Raw genomic sequence first — 22662 nt, forward strand, 5'->3', positions numbered from 1 at the left:
ACCCAGCCCCGGGAGATTTCCTAGGGCTGGGTCCTTCTGTGTTTTTCGCTGCTGTTTTCCGGATGTCGTGTGGGAACGGTGGATTTCTTCCTTTCTCGCTTTTGTAAAGCGATTGGCTTGCTTCTGTAGAGCCTTCCCCGTATGGAGTGGCAAGCAAATTCCTTGCAGTTTCCTTTTGTAGGGAACGCCGTAGGCGCGGAAGGCACTGTGTGCCCGCCGTAGGCGCGAAAAGGCACTGTGTGCCCGCCGTAGGCGCGAAAAGGCACTGTGTGCCCGCCGTAGGCGCGAAAAGGCACTGTGTGCCCGCCGTAGGCGCGAAAAGGCACTGTGTGCCCGCCGTAGGCGCGAAAAGGCACTGTGTGCCCGCCGTAGGCGCGAAAAGGCACTGTGTGCCCGCCGTAGGCGCGAAAAGGCACTGTGTGCCCGCGTCCCGACCGGAGGTCCGCCGTAGGCGCGAAAGACGCCATGCGTCCGCCTGGGAGTTACAGGGAATTGGTCAACTCCACATTCTCCAGGTTGTTCCGGCAAAGGGCAAACACACCGGCCGAAACCGCCAGGTTCCAGAGCACCACCGGCATCCCGATGACGATCGCGGGCAGGAAATTGCCCATCGTGAGCAGCAGGACCAGGGAAATCCCCACACCCGGCAAAACCAACAGCAGCAAAATCAGCATGTACAATATCATAATCAGCCCTTTGTTCGCCACCGTGCCGAGAATGCGGTCGGAAAGGACGCTGCCCGCAATGTACAACACGCCCATACTGGCATACACCAGGATACATAAAAGGACGGTCAACGGGTTTGCTTGTGCGTAGATGCCCAATATCGCGAATACAATCACGCCGTCCACCACCGGCTTGAGCATGGTGGACATTGCCGCCCACACCAGCTTGGTAAAGCCGCTGGCCGGGACCAAATAGATATAGGGCTTCATCAGTTCCTGCATCCATGCGCCCGCGGCATTCAGGAAAAACAGGATATAACAGCTAAACGCTGCCCCAATAATCATCATCAGGCCCGCCGGCATCACGCCCCCCTCTTCGCTCCAAACATGCGAGAGGATAAACGCCATGCCCAGGTTGACCAGCACCAAGATAATCGTGTTTGAATCCACAAACGGGATGCGGCTTCTGCGCCGCGCCTCACACAGATGCTTATAGAAGAAGGTATTCGCACCCCAGCCGCGCCGGATGCCCGTGGTGCGCACCTTGTACTTGCGCTTCTTCCCATTGTTGGTGGTCATCATCCCGCTGTCCGCGGCCTTTTTGAGGGCGTCGCGCTGCTCCTGCGCCGTCTCCGTGGACTGCAAGACGTCTTCAAAATAATCGACATTGCCGCGCACAAACACCAGCACGCACGCGGCGACCGCCAGCACCGTCAGGCCGGCAAACAGGCCCGCCTGCGCCAGGTTCCCGGCGATGAACGCAAAGCATGCGCCCTTGATCCAGCCGAGCAGGGGCAGGTATTCCAGCTTGGGGGAGGAAACCGCCGCCAGCAGCGCCTCCATGTTCGAGCCGCCTTCCGTGAACTCCAACAGGATGATCCCCACGATCGCAGCAAGATAGACATATAGGATGGCTTTTGCGGTACGCACCCGCGCCGGATTGCCATTTGTAAAATTGTAGAGCAATAGCGAGAGCACCTGTACGGAAAACAGCGTCACCGCAGCCCCCAGCACCAGGGCCAGCGTGTCCGTCCAGACAATCCCGAACGTCTGCGCCATCATCGCCCCGTAGAACAGGAAAAAGAACATCATCAACAGCGTGCGGCCCATCTGCTTCATCAGGCCGTATGCCAGGATCTTTTTGGGGGATATGGGCGACACAAACAGCAGGTTGACGTCGCTCATGCCAAAGAAGGTGGTGCCCTTTTGCAGCGCATTCAACAGGATGGGCACAGTGAACAACAGCAAAATCCCCAAGTAAGCGCCGTGCAGGATGCGCAGATCCAAAAAGCCGCCCAGGTCCGCCTGCGGCGTCAGCGCGGTGCTGATCACCGAATTGACCAACAACACCACCAGGAGGATATAGACCACCAGCTTTCCCGGGTGCCGGAACAGCGCCAGCAGGCGGTTTTTCCACTCCTTGCGGAGCATATAAAAAATGGTACTCATGCCGCGCCTCCGTCGGAAGCTCCCTCCGTAATGGAGAAAAAGAGCTGCTCCAGGTCTTCGCCGTTGGCTTCGATTTCGGAGCGGGTGCGCACCGCGGCGATCTTCCCCTGCACCATGATGAGCGCCTTATCCCAAAGCTCTTCCACGCTGTCCAGCATGTGCGTGCTCACCAGGATGGAGCAGCCGTTCTGCCGCAATTCCAGGAGCATCTGCTTGAGCTCCTTGATCGCGTGGGGGTCCAGGCCGACCAGCGGTTCGTCCAGCATGACCACCTTCGGCGCGGGCAAAAGCGCGCAGCAGATGCTCACCTTTTGCTGCATGCCCTTGCTCAGCTCGCCGCCCAGCTTGTTCTGCTTATCGTCCAGCTCCATGCGCTCCAACAGCGCATCCGCCTTTTTCTCCCAATTTTCCACCTTATAGGCCCGCGCGATAAACTCCAGATGCTCCCGCACGGTCAGCGCCTCAAACAGCGCCGGCATCTCCGGGATATAGCCGAACTCCTTTTTGGCCTCCACGCTCTTGTTTGGATGGCCGCAGATCGTGATATTTCCCTGGAAACGCAAAAGGCCCGCGATGCATTTGATCGCCGTGGATTTTCCCGCGCCGTTCGGCCCCAGCAAAACGGCGATTTCGCCCGGATTTACCGTGAAATTCAGATGGTCGTTCGCCACCAGGCGATTATAAATCTTTGTCAGGTCCGTCACCTGTAACATATATTGTCCTCCCAGTCCCAATCTTTTTCATTCCCGCGGGGGAACGTCCTGTTTCTCTTTTGAAGGAAAGCGTCAATACATGGCCAACCCGGCCAGGGACGTCATCAGCCCAAAGACGGCGACAAGAGTCAGCACGATCACCGCGGCATAGGCCACAACCGCCCAGATCAACAGCAGTTTTGCGCGGTGCGCCTGCTGCTGCGTGAGTGGGTTCTGAAACGGCGCGCTGTATGGATTCTGCACGCGGCACTGCGGGCAGAACGGCTCCGCCACCCGGTGTACAAACCCACACTGCGGGCAGGTCATCAGCCGGTTCGCGTTGTTATTGCGCAGGCACAGATAGACGATGCCGGGAATCCAGCCCAGAAAGCCCACCAGCAGGCCCCACATCACCGGGTCGTTGTTCCCACGCGCCTTTGCGTCGTTATACGTCGCCAGCCCCAGAAGGACCTGTGCGGCAACCCCCGCAAGGCAAACAAAGACAATCATGACAATGAATCCCATCATCGCGTTCATAGCTGCTACTTCTACTGAATAACTGCTCCCCATGATCCCACTCCCTTTGTACTAATATGTTAGTACAATAATATACACTGCATCGCGCTTTGTCAAGAAAAACTACAATTTTGTAAAGAGGGAATGTTTTGCGGAAATGCGAAATGCCCCCGGCAAAAAACTGCCGGGGGCAGATGGGAATACCACTGTATAAATTTAACATAGGCCGTTATGCCGTCAAAAAAAACCTTACCGTCTATGCGCTCACTCTGTTTCTGTTCCATATTTTCCAGCTTATACGTTCCGTCCTGGACAGGGAACCTGAATTCGAAACCTGCTGTTGAAAAGACACATACGAAAACCATCGCAGGCATGAATGAACTAACCCTTTTTTCGTCCTTTCTGTATGGTCTTTTGTAATGGCAGTGGTCTCCGGAACTACTGAGGAATGCATCTGTTTTCGATAATTGGATACCAATTTTCCTCTCCGCTTATTTTGCTTCTGTCTGTATACGCCCCCATTCTAAAAAAGTGTGCATATATCCCATTTCCATCTTGGTTGAACAGAACTCCTTCCGTATGGTCTTTTTTTATATAAGCCCAAGTATGGTTAAGAGAAAACTTCTCAAAGGAATAACGGCCCATTTGTGCCAACTGTTTTTTTATAGACCCCCCTAAAAGATACGCTTGGTTTTGAATTACGGAAGGATAGACCGTAGAAAAAGCTTCTTCATATTGTGACAAATCAATCTGAAATTGTTCTGCAATTGTTTGTATATGCCGCTTTTCGGATTGCCGCTGAAAATATCTTTGATTCAGTTGCTCTCCCTGACAAGCAAAGGCTGTACCGATTTCAAAAACTTCTGGATGGAACGGATCGGAGAATTCTAATTCGATAAGCATTATCTGCCCTTGATCTACCTGGTTATCGGCTTGACAGCAAAAGAGCCCGGATGTAATTTCCCCTTTCTTTTTACTATCGACCGCGAGAAAGAACGGATGGTTTGTATATTCGCGCGTTTGCATTGCAGGGGAGACTTTTTCTAAGAGGCTTCGGTACGATTCTTCCGCCTGTTCGCACCTCTGATAATTTTCATCGGTCAACGGCAAATCGCGGAAGGGCTGATAGGTTTCAAACATCGAGCCCTTTAGACACTCTGTCAAAAGCGCCTTGGTGGCGGCCCGTTCTTCCGGGGTTGTACGGGCCGCCTTTAACTGGGAAAGAACCGAAGGATTTAACGCCTGCACAGACGCCGGGTTCAGGGAGCTGGTAAGCAATATTAAACCTGCTGCAATACAGACGATCAGAATATGTCCATTCCGCTTTGATGATGGATGGACAATATTTTGGAAACGCCTGACCATTTCCTTTTTCTTGCCTGAAAAATTAGTAGAAAGCGGAACCCTGTGGGACTGTTCCGTCAGGACTTCCAGTAGGACCGTCCCGTATTCCTTCCGGTAGAGGCGGCTTTTCCCCTTTAGGACGGTATCGTCGCAGGCATTTTCTAAATCCAAATTTGCCTTCTTTGCCAGAATATGTGCCAATGGGTTAAACCAGTGGACGCTCTGCGCCAGCAGAAACACCCACTTGATCCAGAGGTCGCGCCGTTTATAATGGGCGAGTTCGTGGCGGAAAATAAATACCAACTGTTGTTGCGACAGTTCCATCTGTGGCAAAATCAGTACGGGACAAAATAGGCCCAGGATCATAGGCCCCTCCGCATGACTGCTGATTCTTACGGGGATGTCCCGCCGGATATGCATGTCCTTCCGCACCTGTTCCAAAAGAATGGATTGTTCCCGGCTCAAGCTGGATTCCCCGCTTTTCTTCAGGAACCAGATATGAAACAGATAAAGCCCTATGTGAGCAAACAAAAAGCAAATACTTCCCATAATCCAAATCAGGGCAAGGCCTTCCAGGAGAGAAAGGTGTTCATAGAACGGTTTGATAGGGGCGTCAAATGTAGGGATGGGACTGGGGAGAAACGCCTGCGAAAGAACGTCCGGCTGCGGGTAGGCAGCCTGGGACCCAGCGGAAGAAATGGTTCCGGCCGAACCCTGCATAGTTGCATTCCCCTTTGAAAGGGGAAACATAAAGGTTATCGGAATCAATAACCGGACACCAAACACCAACCATAAAAAGCATTTTGCCTGAGAGGAAAATGTTCTTGTAAGCCATCTATCGGTGACAAACAACGGCAATAACAGCAAAGCCATCTGTACGGATACACTGAAGGTTTGGATAAACAGATTTTCCAACATTCTTACTCCTCCTCTCGATCCAGCAGCGCCCGAATTTCTTCCAAGTCCTCCTTGTTGTAGTGGTCTTGCTAAAGCATCTGCCTTTTAAGCTTTACACTCGGATCGGAATATGGGGAACTGGCTCTCTAACGTCTTCCTTTGATTCCTTTCGGCAATTGTAGGGACTTCAAAATAATGGACATAGGTCCCACTCCGGTCCATATGAATCATTACCCCTTCTGTATGATCTTTTTTGATGAACGCGGTCATTTGCCTATGGTGAAACTGTTCAAACTGGTACCCTCTCATCCTCTTTAGCTGCTCTTGCAAAGACCATCCTAAATTGTCCGCCTGATTTTCTATAATCGCTGGATCCATCATCGAAAAAGCCTTTTCATATTGTGATAAATCAATGTTAAATTCTGTTGCGGCCTCTTCTATGGAATGCCACTGCCTTGTGATTTCTTGCACCCGCTCATCGACATCGTTTCCCCTGCCCGGATAGATCGTTCCCACGTCCATCACCTGCAAATTCGATACATCCGAAAAATCCAGCCAAATAAAATGCATTTTCCGATTTCCCTCTGGAATATCCGCATTTGCCTGGCAACAAAACAGGCCAGATTGAATGTCCTTTTCTCCCTGCCCATAAACAGCCAAAAAAGAGGGATTCTTTCCATATTCCTGCGCAATGGATCGGGCATCTGCTTTTAATAAAAGCGAACGATACGCCTGCTCTGCTTTTTCGCATCGGTCGTAATTCTCTTGCGACAAAGGGAGTTCCTGATAAGGTACGTATCCTTCAAACATCGAGCCTTTTAGACATTCTGCCAAGAGCGCCCTTGTTTCCGCAATCTCCTCCGGCGTTGCTTTTGGCTGGGAGGAGGCCCCCGCGCTTACCGCCTGGGCCGGCGCTGGATACAGCGTGCTGGTAAGCAACACCATCCCCACCAAAACACAGCAGAGAAATCCATACCCTTTCTTTTTGGGAGCTGTGTTGATCATGTTTCGAAAGCGTCCGATCATTTCTTCCTTCCTCCCTATAAAATGGGTGGACAGCGGCACTGCATGGGTTTGATTGGTTAAGACGTCCAGCAGGACCGTTCCATACGCCTTCCGGTAAAGGCGGTCCTTTCCCTTCAGGACAGTATCGTCGCAGGCATTTTCCAAATCCAAATTTGCCTTCTTCGCCAGAATATGTACCAAGGGGTTAAACCAGTGGACGCTCTGCGCCAGCAGAAACACCCACTTGGTCCAAAGGTCGCGCCGTTTGTAATGGGCAAGTTCATGGCGGAAAATAAACATCCGCTGCTCTTGTGAAAACTCCGTCCGCGGCAAAATCAACGTGGGATGAAACAGGCCGGTGAGCATCGGGCTGTCCACTTTGCCGCAGATCCAAACGGGTAGATTGCGCCGGACATGCAGCTCCTTCCGGATCTGCTCCAGGAGGGCTTGCTGCTCCCCGCCACATACAATTTCGCTGTGTGCCCGCAGGAACCGCATATGGAAAACATGTATGCCCACGTGTGCCAAAAGAAAGCAAACCGCCCCGATCAGCCAGAGCAGTGCAATGCCCTCCCCTGCGGATATCTGTCCATAAGAAATCTCAGCTGGGGCCGCGAATCCTGCGGTGGAACCCATGGGAAGCACATCCACAAATACCGGCGCCTCTGCCTGTCCCATCTGTGCCGCAGAGGGCAGGGCAGCTTCCGTGGCCTTTTGTATTTCTGCACCCCAAGACGGGAGAGCAAACGAAAGAGATGCAGGAATCAAAAGGCGGATGCTAAAGGCCATCCAGAGGAAGCATCTTGCTTGCGCAGCAAACCGCCGTGTGAGCCACTTATTTCCCAGGAAGGAAAGCAACAGCAGTATGGACATTTGCAGGGAGAGCCTCAACACCCGGAAACAGATGCTTTCCAACACTACGATTCCTCCCCTCGGTCCAGCAACGCCCGAATTTCCTCAAAATCCTCCTTGCTCAGGGGCTGGGATTGTACCAGCGCTGCAATCAGGGATTTCGGGGAATTCCGGTACAGCTTTTCCACAAAGGTTTCCGTCTCCGCCGCACGGTAGTCCGCTTCCGCGACCAATGGAGTGTAATAATTCAAACGCCCGATTTTCTCACAGGAGAGATATCCCTTCTTGACCAGCCTGCCCAAAACCACCTGCACAGCCTGTATTTTCCAGCCCTTTTGCAGGCGGCGCGCAACTTCGCCGGTGTCCAAGGCCTCCTGCGCTCTCCAAACAACCAACATGACGTCCAATTCCGATTCTGAAAGCCTTTTCAACATATCCATTTACCTCTTTTTGTCTGTTTAACATACAATTGTATGTATACAGTATAACCTTTAATAGAATTCTTGTCAAGCAAAAACATTTTGCAGAATTCCCTTTCTAACAATCTTTAATCCAAACCTTACCTGTTTTTAACGACGGATTCCTATACTTTTTGGGAAGGCGTGTGACGACACGCGCCGTTCCCTATCAAACGTCCCAAGGGACGAAAGGTGATTGCAGAATTGGAGGAAAAAATGATGCAAAGCCACAGGAAATGGTACAAGCGAACCCTTGCGCTGCTCCTGGCGGTAGCCATGGTCGCTACGCCGGCAACAGCGTTTGCACAGACGGAGCCAGCCGCGGAAGAACCGGCGGCCAGCGTCGTCTATGCGCCGGAGGACCTCGCTGCGTTCTCCGAAGCCCTCGACAGCGCCGGTTACGACCTGCCGGACAACACGGCAGCCCTCGCGGCACTTTCGGAAGAGCAACCTGACCTCAGCACCCAGAACATCCAGATGGAAGTTTCCCCGGCAGCGCCGGCCAGCGTCCTCCGCACGGCGCAGAGCGCCGCGCCGCAGGCGGAGACCTCTTCCACCCTCAAGATCATGCAGGTTTCCGACACCCACCTGCTGCCGGAATCCATGCAGCCGAACGGCGGCGAAACACAGCAGCCGGGCCAGTTCCAGCCCGCACTGGACGGGGACGGCAACCTGGTGAACACCGAGCCGTTCGAATACCCGGATTTCGCCGCAGCCCTGCACTCCGACCGCAAGATGATGGCGGAGAGCGAGGACATCGACGCCCGCGTCTTTGAGATGGTTGACGAGGCCGACCCGGACGTGCTGGTCATCAGCGGCGACCTGACCAAGGACGGCGAGGAACCGGCCCACCGCGAGATGGCCGCGATGCTGACCGAGCTCCGGGCCGCCAACCCGAACATGCAGATCTATGTCATCAACGGCAACCACGACGTCAACAATTCCGATGCAACCGACTTTTCCACCTGTGTGAAGGATTCCTATGGCACGGCGACCACCAGCGCCATGGACCCGGACCTCAAGACCACCCCGGAAGAGTTCAAGGAAATTTACCATGACGTCTCCTACACGGACGCCATTGCAACCTACACCCCGCCGGAAGGGAAGCAGCAGGGCAGCCTCTCCTATGTGGCGCGCCCGGCGGAGGGCTTCACCTTTATCGTCATGGACTCCGGCAAATACAGCGCGGACGTCACCGACAGCGGCACGGACGAGCACATGACGGGCGGTGCGCTCAGCGAAGACCTGCTCCAGTGGGTCGCGGAACAGGCTGCGGAAGCCAATGCGCGCGGCGACGTTGTGATCGGCGTGGAACACCACGGCCTGGTCCCGCACTTTGGCATGGAGCCGGACATCCTCGGCGAATACCTCGCGGACAACTACGAAGAGGCTGCGGAAGCGCTTTCTGCCGCAGGCGTGAACATCGTCCTGACGGGCCACATGCATGCCAACGACATCGCCTCCCGTGAGATCAACGGCAAGATGTTCTATGACATCGAAACCGGTTCCTGCGTCACCTATCCCTCCCCGGTGCGCACCATCACCCTGACCCGCACCCAGGAGGAAAACGGCAGCATCCAGGTGAACGCGCAAATCTCCACCGACCTGGTGGGCACCGTGAATTACAACGGTGTGGAAATTGAGGACTTCACCGCCTATGGCAAAAACGCCACGGCGCTTTCCGGCGACATGATCAGCGGCGCGGCCGGAAACCTGCTGGTGCGTCCCCTGGTGGAGCAGGTCCTTGCGGCGGGCGGCACAAAAGCGGCCCTGACCGCCCTGCTGGAGCAGGACCCGGGCGACCTGGTGGTCTCCATGCTGGACGAGTACCTGCCGCACACCGAGGAAGACGGCATGCATGTCACCCTCTCCGGCATTGACGCAACCCTCTGGCACGCGGACGGGAAGGTGCATGGAACGGCTTCCGTCAGCGGGCTGGATGCACATATCGTCATTGCGGACAGCGACGTCAAAGAAAAGCTGGTGGATGTGCTGCTCCAGCAGGTGGACGAGAAGGTCCTCCCCGAGGGCGGCCTGCTCGACCAGACCATCGAGGCAATCGCAACCTCTGTCGCAGACATGCAGATCGACGCGGAACATACCGTGATGGACTTGGCCAACTACGTCTACCAGGGCCATCTGGCGGGCGATGAGCCCCAGGAAATCCCGGATTGGGTCAACACCGGCATCGCACAGCTGCGCGACGTGACGCTGGTCAACGCGCTGGTGGCCGCTGTGGTGGACTGCGCTTCCAACGAAGCGTCCGGCATTGCCGATGCACTGACCTTCAACGCCTCTGACCTGATCAAAGGCAACGACGGATTCGTGGATAACCTGGCCGCCGCGCTGGTGGCCGGCATGGTGGGCGGCTCCAATGCCACGGTCGGCAAAGTCGTGGAGATCCTCCCGGTCACGGTCCCGGGTGTGGAGGAACCCACCAATGAGCAGAAGATTGCATTCCTGCTGAACGGCCTTATCAACGGCGACGGCACGGAGGAAAACCCCGGCCTTCTGACCGAAGAGATCAAACAACAGGTCGGCGATTTCGCTGCGAACGTCTGCGAGTCCTTCATCCAGGACGACAACAGCGCGACCGGCGGCACGGAAAACAACGGCGAGATCGACTTTGTCCTGCCGAACGGGAACATCGTCGTGTCCGGCGGCAACCTCACGGGAGAGACGTATCAGAACCTCGACGATGCCCTGCTCGCCATCAAGCGCGATACCGACGGCGAAGGCCCCTACACCCTGTATCTGAACAAAGACGAAGACTTCCTGATGTACGAAGAGACCGCCGGCCTCTCCTGCTACTATGCGATGCGCAATGTGGATAAGCCGCTGGTCATCGACGGCCAGGGCCACACGCTGGGCGTAGCCGATACAAGGCCCTGCTTCCTGCGCACCTATGGCGACATCACCTTTAAAAACGTAAATTTGGATATGGCGAATACCACCCTGATCACCTGGAAGAGCAACGCGGAAATCAAGATGGACGACACCGTGTCCGGCTCCCTCAAGAGCTTCCGCGACGACTCCGCCTCCCGGTATTGCTACTATACCGTCGATCTGAGCAACCTCTCCATGGAAAGCATGGAGGGCAATGGGCGCAGCATCCTGCGCGTTGCCAACTGCGGCACGCCGGAAGAGCCCGCCGTGATGGACATCACGGGCATGGGCGGCACCAAGCTGGACCGCTCCTGGCTGTCCATCGAGGGCGACTGCACAGCCGATCTCGGCACTGTGAGCACTACGAGCGTCGGCGGCGGCCTGGTGCTGACGGGCGACGCCACCATCAAGGGCCTCAGCGGATGGAATAAACTTGAGAGCAGCACCCCCGCCACTGTAGAAATCCCCGCCGGAAGCGTCCTGACGGTCACCGACTTCCTGTTCGGCAAGAACAGCGTCACCGTCACCGGGGATGCGCAGGTTGGCGACGTGGTTGTCCGCGCAGAGGAGCAGGAGGACGGTTCGTTCTTCCTCAGCAGCCCGGAAAACATGGAGCTGGTTTACGCGGACGGCGCATACACCTTGCAGGAAAAAGCGCCGGTGGAATACCCGCTGACGGTCCACTTTGACCCGCGCACGGTGCAGATTGCCGTTGACGACATCTTCCCCGGCATTGCAAACGTGACCGGCACGTATCAGACCACGGTCTTCTCCGGCGACGAGTTCACGATGCTCTTCGTGCCCACGGCGGACGGGCGCGAAATCGCCTCTATGGAAATCAACGGGGAAGCGCAAGTTTTGGAGAGCAGCGGCCCCTTCTCTTACACGCTGACCATGCCGGAGGGCGAAACCACTTTGGACGTCGTCGCGACGGTGGTCGATAAGAGCGTGCTCCGCGCCGTCATCGAGGCGGCGGTAGCCCTGCAGGGCGGCGAAGAATACGAAGCGGCTGTCCCTGCGGTGCAGGAAACCTTCGACAAGGCTTTGGAAAACGCACAGGCAATTGAAGCGGTGATCGCTGTATCCCAGGCGGAAATCGACGAAGCATGGAGCGGCCTGCTGGATGCGATCCATCTTCTGAGCTTTGAAGCGGGCGACCCGGCCGCGCTGAACACGCTGTTGGATATCGTGGCTTCCCTGACGGAGGAGAACTTCACAACCGGCAGCTGGGCGGATCTACAGGCAGCTGTTTCCGATGCGCAGGAAGCCATCGAGAGCGGCCTGAAGGCGGAAATGGACAAAGCCTATGAAACCCTGTATGACGCCCTGAACGCCCTGGTTTACCGCGCGGACTTTGCGCAGCTCGACCAGGCGATTGCAGAGGCACAGGAAATCGATTTGGACGAGTACCTCGATTTGGAAGGCACCAAAGAGGCGTTCACCGCCGCTTTGGAACGTGCGCTGGCCGTACAAGCCAACGTGGATGCAGACCAGGAAACGGTCGATCAGGCGGCGCAGGCGCTGATTGAGGCCATGGCAGCGCTGCGCAAGACGCCGAGCAAGGAAGCGCTCGCGGAGCTGGTGGGCACTGCCTCCGCGATGGACACCTCCAAATATACGGCGGCCAGCGTATCCGCTCTCAACCGCGCCCTGGACGGCGCACAGGCAGTCCTGGCGGATGAAGCCGCTACGGAAGCGGATGTAGAAACCGTTTATCGTGCGCTTTCCACCGCGCTGGACAATTTGGTGGAAAGACCGGCGAGACCGGTATCCGGCAATCACGGCAGCACATCCGCGAACATTGGCAATGCGTATGGTGCAGCGGGCGTTGTCTCCGCAAGCCAGACCGTGGCGGCAAATGCCTATGTGATTTCCGATACGACGGTCAACTTCACCTTGAAGAGAGGCAGCGCATACTGCTTCAAGATGACCGTGGTCAACGGCAACAGCATGGTGCCGAGCTTCACGGCCGGCAACGGCGATGTGCTCAAGACGCAGTTCGTGGCGAAGGTTGGCAACGACTACTACTACAGAGTCTATGCCACCGGTACGCCGGGCCAGAGCACGGGCGTTTACACCACCCTGCCGGGTCAGAACGCGGTCAAGCATTGCACGGTGACGATTGCGTAAGTGCTTTCGTAGACAAATGTTGTGCGTCTGATTGGCAGATCGGAAACAATAAAATAAAAAGGAAGGCTTTTCCCTAATAAACAGCAAGGACCCAATCCTGGAACTCCCGGGATTGGGTCCTTCTGTATTTGATGCTTCTATTTCCCACATGTGGCGGGGCTGCGATGGTTGCCTTTATGAAGATTCTTGCCTTGCTTCTGTAGGGCTTCCCATATGGAGCGGAAAGCAAACTCCTCGCAGTTTGCTTTCTTAGGGAACGCCGTAGGCGCGAGAGGCACTGTGTGCCCGCCGTAGGCGCGAGAGGCACTGTGTGCCCGCCGTAGGCGCGAGAGGCACTGTGTGCCCGCCGTAGGCGCGAAAGGCACTGCGTGCCCGCCGTAGGCGCGAAAGGCACTGCGTGCCCGCCGTAGGCGCAAAAGGCACTGCGTGCCCGCCGTAGGCGCGAAAAGACGCTGTGCGTCCGGCGTAGGCGCGAGAGGCACTGTGTGCCCGCGTCCTGACCGGAGGTCCGTGAACGGCACTGCGTGCCCGCGAAAGGTGCTGTGTGCCTGGAAGTTAATTTCCGGAGGGGATGAAGCCTCTGAGGGCGCTTGCAAGGCTTGAAAGGGGCATGGTTTGAAGCCAAACCTTGCCAGGGCCGGTCAATAGCGTATTAAAAAATCCTTCGCCGCCCAAGACCTTATTTTTCAGGCCGGGGACCTGTTGAATATCAATGGAAACGCTTGTTTCAAATCCGGCGACGTTCCCGGTATCCACAACAAGCTGCTGCCCAGCCGCCAATTCGTATTCGACCAGTTCGCCGTCGATTTCAACAAACGCCATCCCCTGGCCGGACAACCTCTGCATAATAAAGCCTTCGCCGCCAAAAAAGCCTGCGCCGATCTTTTTGTTGAAATGGATGCTCAATTCAACACCTATCTCTGACGCAAGGAACGCCCTCTTCTGCACAATCAATTCTTTCCCCGGCTCAATCTGCAACGGCAGGATTTTTCCCGGGAAAACTGGACCCAAAGGCAATCATGCCCGGACCGCCTTGCGCGGTATAGATATTTTGGAACATACTCTCCCCCGAGAACGCCTTGGAAAACATTTTCCCAATGCCGCCCCCGGTCGTGGACATCATCATATTCGGTGTTTGCCATACCATAGAGCCTTTTTCGGTGATCATCGTCTCGCCATTGTCGAGATAGCAAACGACCACGGGAAATGCGCCGCCTTTTATTTCGTATTTCATAACTTCTTCCTCTCCTTACATGGATGATCCTGGATTCTTTCGATCCATCCCCTGTGTTTCCTGGGAAAAGCCGCTAATGCATTCGTTGCAGGGCCCCCTTTCTCAGCCCCCGCTTCCACCATTCCGCTATGACCCAACCGCCTTTCCCTTTTGTTCCAGTCTATCATTTTATAGACCGTTTGAAAAGCTTTTTTGTGCATTTTTAATCTTATCCGCTTTTGCCGGGACGATCCCGCATGTTCCTTTGCCCTGTGCCTACAACATAAAAACACCGGTGGGATGCAGTGCACCCCACCGGCATTCTCTTCGCTGCTTTTCATCGATCGGCACGCTGGTTTGCTTCCCGCACGGCCCCTGCCGTTGCTTCAAACCGGTCAGCCTTCCAGCAGCATTCTTTTGAGCTTTACAAGGTCTAAGACGTTGCACACACCGTCGTGGTTCAAATCTGCCGCCGACAGTTCTTCTTCCGTCAGTTCCACATTTCCAAGGATAAAGTCCATGACATAGGTGATGTCCTCGTCATCGAACACGCCGTCGCCCGTGACGTCGCCTTCTACCCCGCTGGCCGCTATCGCAATCACAACGCGGTCGATGACCTCGCCTTGCACGGTCAGGATGACTTCGCAGCCGTCTTCGAGCAGCGCGTCCGGCTCCATTTCCTTTCCGTCTGCATCTACAATCGCCAGTTCGCCCTCATAGGCATAGAACTGCTCCAATGCTTCCTGGACCGTGGTGCCCTCCGGAATGATGGCCTGCCCGCCGGCAATCTCATAGGTGTCGGAATCGATGCGGTTCTCCGATGCAGAGACCTCTGTGAGGAATTTCGCATCCGCCCAGTCCGCGTGGTCCGAATTGTTGGTGTCCACCATCAGCGCGTCCAGCTGGATCGTCTCCACGCCGGTGAGGTCCAGGTCGATGAACTGCGCGGGCGACTTTGCGTTCATCACGCCGCTGTCAAACGCGGGCTCCCCATCCAAATATACAACAAATTGCACGGTTGGGGCGGAACTGTCGTAGTAGGAATAGTCGATGCCGCACCAGCTCTGGAACCGGGTAAAGCCCTGGTCCGCAATGTCATAGACAATCGTCGATTCCGCATGGGTGCCCAGGCCCTTCTCATAGGTCACCGGGCCTCCCGCTTCCTCGTTATAGAGCGTGAGCGGACGGCGCTCGATCTCCTGGTCGCGCAGGACCGGGTGGCCTTCCCAGCCGCTTTCTGCGCGCACCCACGGGAGGTCGGACAGATAGGCTGTGTCTGTCACGTCGATGCGGAAGACATACTCCTGTTCGCTGCCGTCCGGGGCAGTCACGGTTGCACGCAGCACATTCTCGCCCAGATACAGCGGGATCTCCCCTTCCAGGAGATTGCCTTCCGAGGTGAAGGATTCCCCGTTTGCGGTAAAGGCGATGGTCGCGCCCATCTCCTCCGCCTCCAGCACAAACTGGGTGCTGGAGCGGTACGAAGAGCCACGGTAGGTCAAAACGTCCGGCTGCACCTCTTCCTCCAGGGAAATATCCGAGAAGGACGCGCGCTCCAAGTTGGCATTGTCCTCCTGCGCTACCTTGACGCGGATGGTGTAATACTTTGTCTCCGCCAAGGATTCCGCTTTCACGGCAATGGTAAATCTGGTCAGGCCGGGCCCCGCCTCGCAGCTGAGCGCAGAGCCGCCCGTCGTCTCGTGGCCATTGGAGACGATCACGGAGGAACGGGAATTGGCCGCCTCTGCCTCAAGTGTAAACGAGACCGGTTCTTCGCTGGTAATCAGGTAGTCGGTCTTCTCCGGATCGAAGCCCTCGATGGTCTCCCCGTTGACCTTCAGGTCTGCGAGGTCCGTGTCCGTGTAGCCGTTGCGGACAACCACCAGAAGGTACTGCTGCTGTTTCCCATCCGGCGCCGTCACATCCATATCGATATAGTTGAGGCCGGAAAGGATTTGGATCTCTTCGTCAAAGCTGGCGACATCCTCTGCCAGCACTTCCTCATTGACTGTGACCTTCATGCGCGCGTCCGGGTTTTGCGTGGCGCAGCGCAGCGGCAGAGATTCGACATCCTCCGTCACGCCCGTGATATAGCCGTAGGTGGTAAAGGAGAACGGGGAGGACAGCTCCTCTTCGCCCAATTCGAGGTTGGACAACCACGCATTGGGGGATTCCGGCAGCGCCTCATACGTGACTGTCACCGTATAGGTGCGGGACGAACTGTCCGCTGCGGTCACCGTGACCGCCAGCTCGTTTTCGCCCTCTTGCAGCATCAGGCTTGCCGCATCCACCGGCTGCTCGTTCAGCGCAAAGGATACCTCCGCCCCTTCGGACTCCGGCTGCGCGGAAACGCGCAGGTCTGCCGCAGAGCTGTATGCCTGATAGGCAAGGTTCTCACCCGAGAAGTTCGGGGAGAGGGCGATTCCCGCGCCGCTTGCCTTTTGCAGGGTTAGGGTTTTCAGATATGCGTTGCCCATGGGGTCGCCGCGCATGTCCACCGGACCCATGGCGCCGGTATAAACTGCCTCGCCTGGCATACCGGAGGCGTCGGCCGGGATCACGCTGGCCTTGATGTATTTGCCCTGGTAGTCTGCCGGGATGGTCCAGGTATCCCCGGACACGCCGCTGATCTTTGTGTATTCCCCATCGGCTGCATCCGCAGCATACCAGGCGATCACGCTGCCCGCCTCTGCATCGCCGTCCGGGTCGCTGAACGCATACTGCACGGAGAGGGTGTCCCCGACAGCTGCCTGTGCCGTGTCAAACGCCGCATCGGAGGCAGCCGGGGCCTGGTTCTCATACGCAAAGGCCTGCGGTTCGCCGTTGATGGTCAGTTCGCTAAAAGTAATCTGATTGCCGCTATTCTCCCCGGACGCTGTCCACAAAGCCAGTTTCAGCCCGGTATTCCCAACGGTTGTGTTGTCGAGTTCGGCAAACTTGACCCAATCCGCGCCCTCTGTGGTGCGCCTATAATAGCCTTCAAAATGGTCGCCGCTTTTGACAATCTTGAAGTCGATCGCATCGTCATAATAAAAGCCGTCCTGGTCGTCCTTGCCAACGCGATGGTCCTCATTGCCAACCCGGTTGGATTCGGTCACCAGAATCGTACCCAGATGGTTCTTTTTCTGGCAAGCGACATAATTGTCGAGATCTTTCAGGATGCCGAACCCAATTTCCTCATACGTCTGATAGGTCTTGCCCGTCACCCTAACGGTGGCCTCAAAATTTTCTCCGTCTGCAATCGGGAACGTCACAACGTTCTGCTGTTCGTCGCGGATATCAAAAAAGCCGTATAGGTTCGGCACGGTCAGCGTCAAGACGTCCGGATCGTCAATGGCCCAGAATCCCGGCACTTCATATTCGATTTCCGGGATCACGGTTTCGCCGCCGATGCTGATGGAAACCAGCATCGAGTCGGAAACGCCGTTTGCACTGGCCGCCCGGACCTCCACAACGCCGTCCTGCACTGCGGTCAGGACGCCGTCCACATCGATCGTCGCCGCTTCTGTGGCTTCGCCCGTCGCCGCATCGGCCACGGACCAGGTGAGTTCCGCGCCGGCCTCCGCCGGGACGGTCTCTGCCGAAAGCTGCATGGTTTCACCCGCTGCATGCAGGATATCCTGCGGGGCGGAAATCTTGACCGATTCCGCTGCGGCGCCCTGGCCGTCCGAAACGGTGATGTCCACGCGGTTGCTCTCGAAGACGCTGCCGTCGGTAGCCACCATGCTGGCATACACCTGTGCATGGCCGGGGGCAACCGCTTCGACGGTTCCGCCCGCCCCATCCACGCGCACGACCGATTCGTCCGTGCTGATATATTGGACTTTGCAATCCTTTAAGAGGAACTGCTTGATCGAATCCTCGTTCAAACGGACGTCTTCATCCTCCAAATGGATTTCCGACGTATCCATATCGCTGACGCTGGCGCGCGTATTCAGGCCGTCTCCATAGGTATTGCCGGAGAGCACCACATTTTTACAGCCCCGGAAGGAGAAAAGCCCCGCATCGTTGACGTTGGTGCTCATCTCCAGCTTCAGCCCGGCTTTCCCTCCGGGCTGCAATTGGTCTGTGGAAACCGTCAGCTCGCTGTCGATCCCATCGTCTGCACGCTTAAACGCATTGTCGCGGATGGTCAGATTTTCCACACTGAGCGCCGAAATAGCCGACGTGTTATTCAGATAGAACGTGTTGCCTTCAATGGTCATGTTTTTGTGCAAGGGGTTGTTTGGATCGAGTTCCTGGATAATCGGTTCAATGTGGATGTTCGTCTGGTTGCCCTCCCAAAAAACATTGTCGCGGATGGTCACATTCCGGGTATACCCGGATTCATACCAGCCGTTTGCATCGTCCGAAATAAAAATCGTCCACATATCGATGTTCCGGAACTGGTTGCCTTCGATCAGCACATCCCCGCGGGTGGTACAGAGCAGGCCGCGGCAGCTCGACTGGGAGAAGACATTGTTGCGGATCTCCACATCCGGCGTATAGGTGATGTTTTCCACCACGTATCCGGTGGGGTCCCCACTGTTTAAAATCTCGTCTGGGAGGTCCCGGTCAAAAGTGAGGACGATGTTCTTCCGGTTTTCCAGGTCATAGTCTTCCTCTGCGGGATTTTCCACCTCGGTGACAATGGCGTTCCGCACCTCTTCAGAACCAACGGCCTGCAAGCTGGAACGCGCAATAAACTCGACCTCGTCGCCCACATAATAGTTCGGGAAACCGTAGGTCTCGCGCTCCATATAGCGCACGCGGACTTTATTGGGCGCCAAGACCTCCTGAATTTCCAGGAAGGTGCCGTGGATGTTGATCGGGTCATCCTGGGAATTGTTAAAGTAGCAGTTCTGGACCGTGATCTTCCCGCCGCAGCCGGACATCTGAATCACGTCCGCAGAGGCCGCGGTTTTTGTGCCCTTGCGCGCATTGGTGGCCACATCGACGTTGTCAATGGTGATGTCCTTGGAGAACTGGCCGATGATTGCAAAGGAATGCAGGAAATTGGCGTTAATATCACGGATTGTGACGTCTTCGCTCTCCCATAGCAGCATCGAAGGATTGTCGCGGGTCGTCTCCTTGATCTGGATGTTGTAACCCGCCTGCGCCTTGGGCGGCGCGGAATAGTGGAAGAGCACCCGGCGGTTGCCCAGCTCTTCGATGGAAGTGCAGTTCTCAAACAGCGTCATGCAGCCGTCCCAAGCGCGGTGGATTTCGCCTGTGAGCAGGTTGTTCCACTGGTCAAACGGGTAATTGTCATAGATCCAATACCGGTTGCCGGTCTTCGGGCTGACTTCCCCGTAGAAGATCAGGCGGTTGCCGTCGATTGCATATTCATAACAATCCGGGATATAGACCGTGGCCGTATCCTCCGTGACCGCTTCGACCGTTAAGTCGATGACATACGGCCTTGCAAAATCATACGTCAAGTTTTGGATTTTTACGTTTTCACAATCGATGACGGCAAACGACATCATTTTCCCGTGGAAGATCAGCTTAGAACCGCCGCCGTCCAGGGTGACGTCCTGCATATCTTCCAAGAGGATTCCAATGGTGCGGATCGAATTCTCCTCCAGCTCCGTATTGCTCGGGGTGGTGGAGTTCGATATGTAGATTCTCCGTGTGATGGCGTCGTCCGGCCAAATATTGTATTCCCCTTTCGGGAAATAGATGGTGACCGGCCCGTCCACTTCCTTCGCGGCCTCAATTGCCTTTTGAATCGGGACCGCGCTGTCTTCCTGGCCGGAAGGATCGGCCCCAAAATCCGTTACATCAATGACCGTGCCCTCTTCGCTGGCAAACGCATTGGTTGGCAGTGCGAACGTTGCAAAACAGCTTGTCAAAACAAGCGCGATGATACACAGCCAGGAAACGGCCCCTTTCCATTTGTTCCCTTTCATTTCTCTCTCCCTTTCCAAAAGATACAACTTTCATCCCCTTGTTAAAAAACCGCTCTATCCCCCTTTACAATTTGATGGCTGTTTCTATTTTACGTTTAAATATTCAACAAATCAATTGGTAATCTTGTAGAAGTTTATTAATTTTATTGCAATTTATATAAATATTACAACGCAAGCATATTGATAACGCTCCTACGCCTTCGCAAAATACAAAACGCCCCGGCCCTCGCCGTGTGAAAACGGGCGAAAGCCGGGGCGATTTTTTGATTGGATGGGGTTTTATAGGCATGGAAGGAGGCTGCCTTCCATACGGCAAGCGGCCGCACAGCCGCAACGGATTTTTGTATCCCCCTGGCAGGCAAAAGCGCACCGCGGCGCTACAGGCTGCCGGTTTGCCCGGAGCGCGGCCTGCAAAAAGAATTGCTATGGAATCCCATGGCGAATCCGGCCTTACCGCCCGAAAGTCTCCGGATGCAAAAGGAATGCCGCCAAAAGGCACGCCGCAAGCAGCGCAAGAGCCGTGCAAACGCCATACACGGTTGCCTTTGCAATCGCCCGGCGCTTTTCCGCAAGCCCCTCCGGAATCCTGCCATAATAGAAGCTCAGGCTGATGAGCAAGACCGCAAAAAGCAGGAGCGGGATGCTGATAGAAAAATAGTTCTCCGGCAAAACGAATGCAATCAATGAGGGGAGCACCCCTATATAGAAACCATAGCGCCGGACAAGTTCATAGATACGAATCAAGAAACGATGCAAGGGAATCCTCCTAAAATCGAATCGCTCGAATCCCGGAACTCTTTGAAATTGAATATTTTCTGTATAAGCCCCTGTAATTCCGTTGGATAGAGCGGTCGCCTCCCAAAATAACATCAACGCGCCGCCGAATGTACTGGAAAGGTTTCGGTTCTGTACAAAAGATCCCCGGTATGGGGGCCATTATTCAAACGGCAGGGAGACCAGCACTGTAAAAAATACGGCCACTGCCAACCCGATCAACGCTCTCCAAAGGAACGCTTTAACGATTGCCTGCCTTCTTCCATCCACATTTTCAGGTATGTTGCAAAAGCGCGTATTGGTCACCACTGTCAGCCAGGCGGCAGCCATGCGAAGGATCCAATACCGATCGGGATAAAACAATGTCAGCAGCAGTACAATGCCGCATACAGTGGAAATCCAAATTCCATACGTTTGGAAAAAATCATAGAGCTTTATCCGTCCATGCTTCACCACAAGCCTCCCGAATAAATCGCTTCCGACGAGCCGTCATAAGAACCGTACTCTACGACGGCTTGTACTTAAAACTTTGTTTGAACAAGAATCCTCGAAATGGAAAACAGATTACGCAGAGCAAAACACACGCCATAAAATATTAGGCAGCGCCCAAAAAACAGCAAAGAGCCCTGACGCCACAAGCACGGCGCGCAAAACGGTTTTTGCAATCTCTTTGTTCCGATTCTCCGCTTGCTTTGGAACTTTGGAGAAGTCGAGACTCGCAATCGTAACACCCAACCATCCCACCAAAACCCTTGCTGCACCGTTTTCGTATGGCAAAAAGAATATCGCGCCAAAAAGCATGCTCGACCCAAAAATCACAATCAAAGGCCGGTAATCTTGAAAAAACGAGATCAGCTGTTCTGTAAAACGCACTCAGTAAAGCCCTCCTGAAAAAATTGCCTCCGGAGAACCGTAGTAGGTTCCTCCCATCGTCAAATCCTGAGCGAAAAATCCCGTTTCGTAATAGGCAAATGTACCGTCTGAATAAGAAACCTCTCGATACTGCTTCTTCATAGTAACGCTTATTTCCGAGCCTGCACCAAATACCGGCGGATTGATCGAAGGGATTCCTGCAGCCCAACAAATTGCTTCTGCCACTGCCGCAGCTCCAAGAGAAATTGCCCCTGCCGCAGAAAGGATAGGAACAACAGCGCTTCCCACCCATGCCAAAGCAGATATGCTTTCTGCTGTAGACATACTATAATATTTTTCGACTCCGCCAAACCAAGGGCCATAAACCAGTCCGCCTTTTGCCGCGGCCTCCTGGTTAATCTTGGCTACTTCGCTTTCCGAAAGCACGCGGTTTCCATATAAAAGTAAATTTTTCTGCATCCGGGCTTTCTCCGCCTGCGTCACGTTCTCCGGCAACTGGATCGCTTCCACGCCGGTATCCCTTTGTAAATAGACGATATTCGACGTAGCTTTTGGGCTGTCTATCTCTGCCGCGCTTGCCATAGAAATGGAAACGATCACAAGAACAAATGTCATGCAAAGGCTAATCATCCGCATAGCCATTCTCTTCTTCACAATAAAAACCTCCTTACATTTTTATAAATAATCTTATGTAAACAAAATAAAATGCTCATTGGAATCACCTTCGCAATATAAATTTTCTATTTATATAGTACAGTAATGATTAATTTTTGTATATATATTTTACAAACAAAAAATAATCCATTATACTCCTGATGCAATCCTATATATACAAATAATTTATGTAATAAAAAAGACCTATCCAATTTGGATAGGTCTTTTTGCCAGTACACTGAAAACTGAATAAAGAATTGAAATAGAAACTATTGGAAAAAGCCTTGAACCAAGGAACTATGGTCAAGCCCTCGGCCTATTAGTACTGCCAAGCTGAACATGTTACCATGCTTACACACGCAG

Annotated in this window: 12 protein-coding genes and 1 pseudogene; 1 reads left to right on the top strand and 12 read right to left on the bottom strand. The window is 54.8% G+C overall.

Going from position 1 to position 22662, the window contains the following annotated elements; genetic code table 11:
- Positions 1 to 482: 482 nt before the first annotated feature.
- The 6 genes from I2E77_RS11370 to I2E77_RS11395 all read right to left on the bottom strand — a co-directional run bounded on the left by I2E77_RS11370 (position 483) and on the right by I2E77_RS11395 (position 7854).
- A complete protein-coding gene (locus tag I2E77_RS11370; protein ID WP_195451252.1) occupies positions 483 to 2114 on the bottom strand; it encodes a putative ABC exporter domain-containing protein in 1632 nt (543 codons plus the stop codon).
- A complete protein-coding gene (locus tag I2E77_RS11375; protein WP_191405913.1) occupies positions 2111 to 2827 on the bottom strand; it encodes an ABC transporter ATP-binding protein in 717 nt (238 codons plus the stop codon). The genes I2E77_RS11370 and I2E77_RS11375 overlap by 4 nt, the downstream gene beginning before the upstream one ends.
- A 72-nt stretch (positions 2828 to 2899) precedes the next feature.
- Positions 2900 to 3376, bottom strand: a complete 477-nt coding sequence (locus tag I2E77_RS11380; RefSeq protein ID WP_191405912.1) for a zinc ribbon domain-containing protein — start codon at positions 3374 to 3376, stop codon at positions 2900 to 2902.
- Positions 3377 to 3760: 384 nt separating this feature from the next.
- Positions 3761 to 5584, bottom strand: coding sequence for a M56 family metallopeptidase (locus tag I2E77_RS11385; RefSeq protein ID WP_191405910.1), 1824 nt, complete (start codon positions 5582 to 5584; stop codon positions 3761 to 3763).
- A gap of 84 nt (positions 5585 to 5668) precedes the next feature.
- Positions 5669 to 7486: a M56 family metallopeptidase gene (locus I2E77_RS11390; protein WP_195451253.1), complete on the bottom strand. Its 1818-nt coding sequence runs from the start codon at positions 7484 to 7486 to the stop codon at positions 5669 to 5671.
- Positions 7486 to 7854, bottom strand: a complete 369-nt coding sequence (locus tag I2E77_RS11395) for a BlaI/MecI/CopY family transcriptional regulator (RefSeq protein ID WP_191405961.1) — start codon at positions 7852 to 7854, stop codon at positions 7486 to 7488. Before I2E77_RS11395 ends, I2E77_RS11390 begins: the two co-directional genes overlap by 1 nt.
- Before the next feature lie 243 nt (positions 7855 to 8097).
- Here I2E77_RS11395 and I2E77_RS11400 point away from each other — a divergent pair, with 243 nt between their 5' ends.
- Complete coding sequence (locus tag I2E77_RS11400) at positions 8098 to 12894, top strand: metallophosphoesterase (protein ID WP_195451254.1); 4797 nt, start codon at positions 8098 to 8100, stop codon at positions 12892 to 12894.
- A 555-nt stretch (positions 12895 to 13449) separates the two neighbouring features.
- Here I2E77_RS11400 and I2E77_RS11405 read toward each other — a convergent pair.
- From I2E77_RS11405 to I2E77_RS11430, 6 genes and pseudogenes are all read right to left on the bottom strand, one after another.
- Positions 13450 to 14128 (bottom strand): annotated as a pseudogene (locus I2E77_RS11405) (TIGR00266 family protein).
- 374 nt (positions 14129 to 14502) lie between these two features.
- Positions 14503 to 19998, bottom strand: a complete 5496-nt coding sequence (locus I2E77_RS11410; RefSeq protein WP_195451255.1) for an NPCBM/NEW2 domain-containing protein — start codon at positions 19996 to 19998, stop codon at positions 14503 to 14505.
- Positions 19999 to 20448: 450 nt separating this feature from the next.
- Positions 20449 to 20754, bottom strand: coding sequence for a hypothetical protein (locus I2E77_RS11415; RefSeq protein ID WP_195451256.1), 306 nt, complete (start codon positions 20752 to 20754; stop codon positions 20449 to 20451).
- A gap of 180 nt (positions 20755 to 20934) precedes the next feature.
- On the bottom strand, positions 20935 to 21225 hold the full coding sequence (locus tag I2E77_RS11420) for a hypothetical protein (protein WP_195451257.1): 291 nt from the start codon (positions 21223 to 21225) through the stop codon (positions 20935 to 20937).
- A gap of 111 nt (positions 21226 to 21336) precedes the next feature.
- Positions 21337 to 21645, bottom strand: a complete 309-nt coding sequence (locus tag I2E77_RS11425; RefSeq protein ID WP_195451258.1) for a hypothetical protein — start codon at positions 21643 to 21645, stop codon at positions 21337 to 21339.
- Positions 21646 to 22299: a hypothetical protein gene (locus I2E77_RS11430; RefSeq protein ID WP_195451259.1), complete on the bottom strand. Its 654-nt coding sequence runs from the start codon at positions 22297 to 22299 to the stop codon at positions 21646 to 21648.
- Positions 22300 to 22662: the final 363 nt, after the last annotated feature.

This window comes from Anaeromassilibacillus sp. 1001302B_160321_C8, assembly GCF_015554745.1.
Taxonomy (GTDB): Bacteria; Bacillota; Clostridia; order Oscillospirales; family Acutalibacteraceae; genus Anaeromassilibacillus; species Anaeromassilibacillus stercoravium.

Bases quoted from the DNA above. Each gene is read 5' to 3' on its own strand.
- I2E77_RS11370 (WP_195451252.1), bottom strand. From the start codon at position 2,114: ATGAGTACCATTTTTTATATGCTCCGCAAGGAGTGGAAAAACCGCCTG.
- I2E77_RS11375 (WP_191405913.1), bottom strand. From the start codon at position 2,827: ATGTTACAGGTGACGGACCTGACAAAGATTTATAATCGCCTGGTGGCG.
- I2E77_RS11380 (WP_191405912.1), bottom strand. From the start codon at position 3,376: ATGGGGAGCAGTTATTCAGTAGAAGTAGCAGCTATGAACGCGATGATG.
- I2E77_RS11385 (WP_191405910.1), bottom strand. From the start codon at position 5,584: ATGTTGGAAAATCTGTTTATCCAAACCTTCAGTGTATCCGTACAGATG.
- I2E77_RS11395 (WP_191405961.1), bottom strand. From the start codon at position 7,854: ATGTTGAAAAGGCTTTCAGAATCGGAATTGGACGTCATGTTGGTTGTT.
- I2E77_RS11400 (WP_195451254.1), top strand. From the start codon at position 8,098: ATGCAAAGCCACAGGAAATGGTACAAGCGAACCCTTGCGCTGCTCCTG.
- I2E77_RS11410 (WP_195451255.1), bottom strand. From the start codon at position 19,998: ATGAAAGGGAACAAATGGAAAGGGGCCGTTTCCTGGCTGTGTATCATC.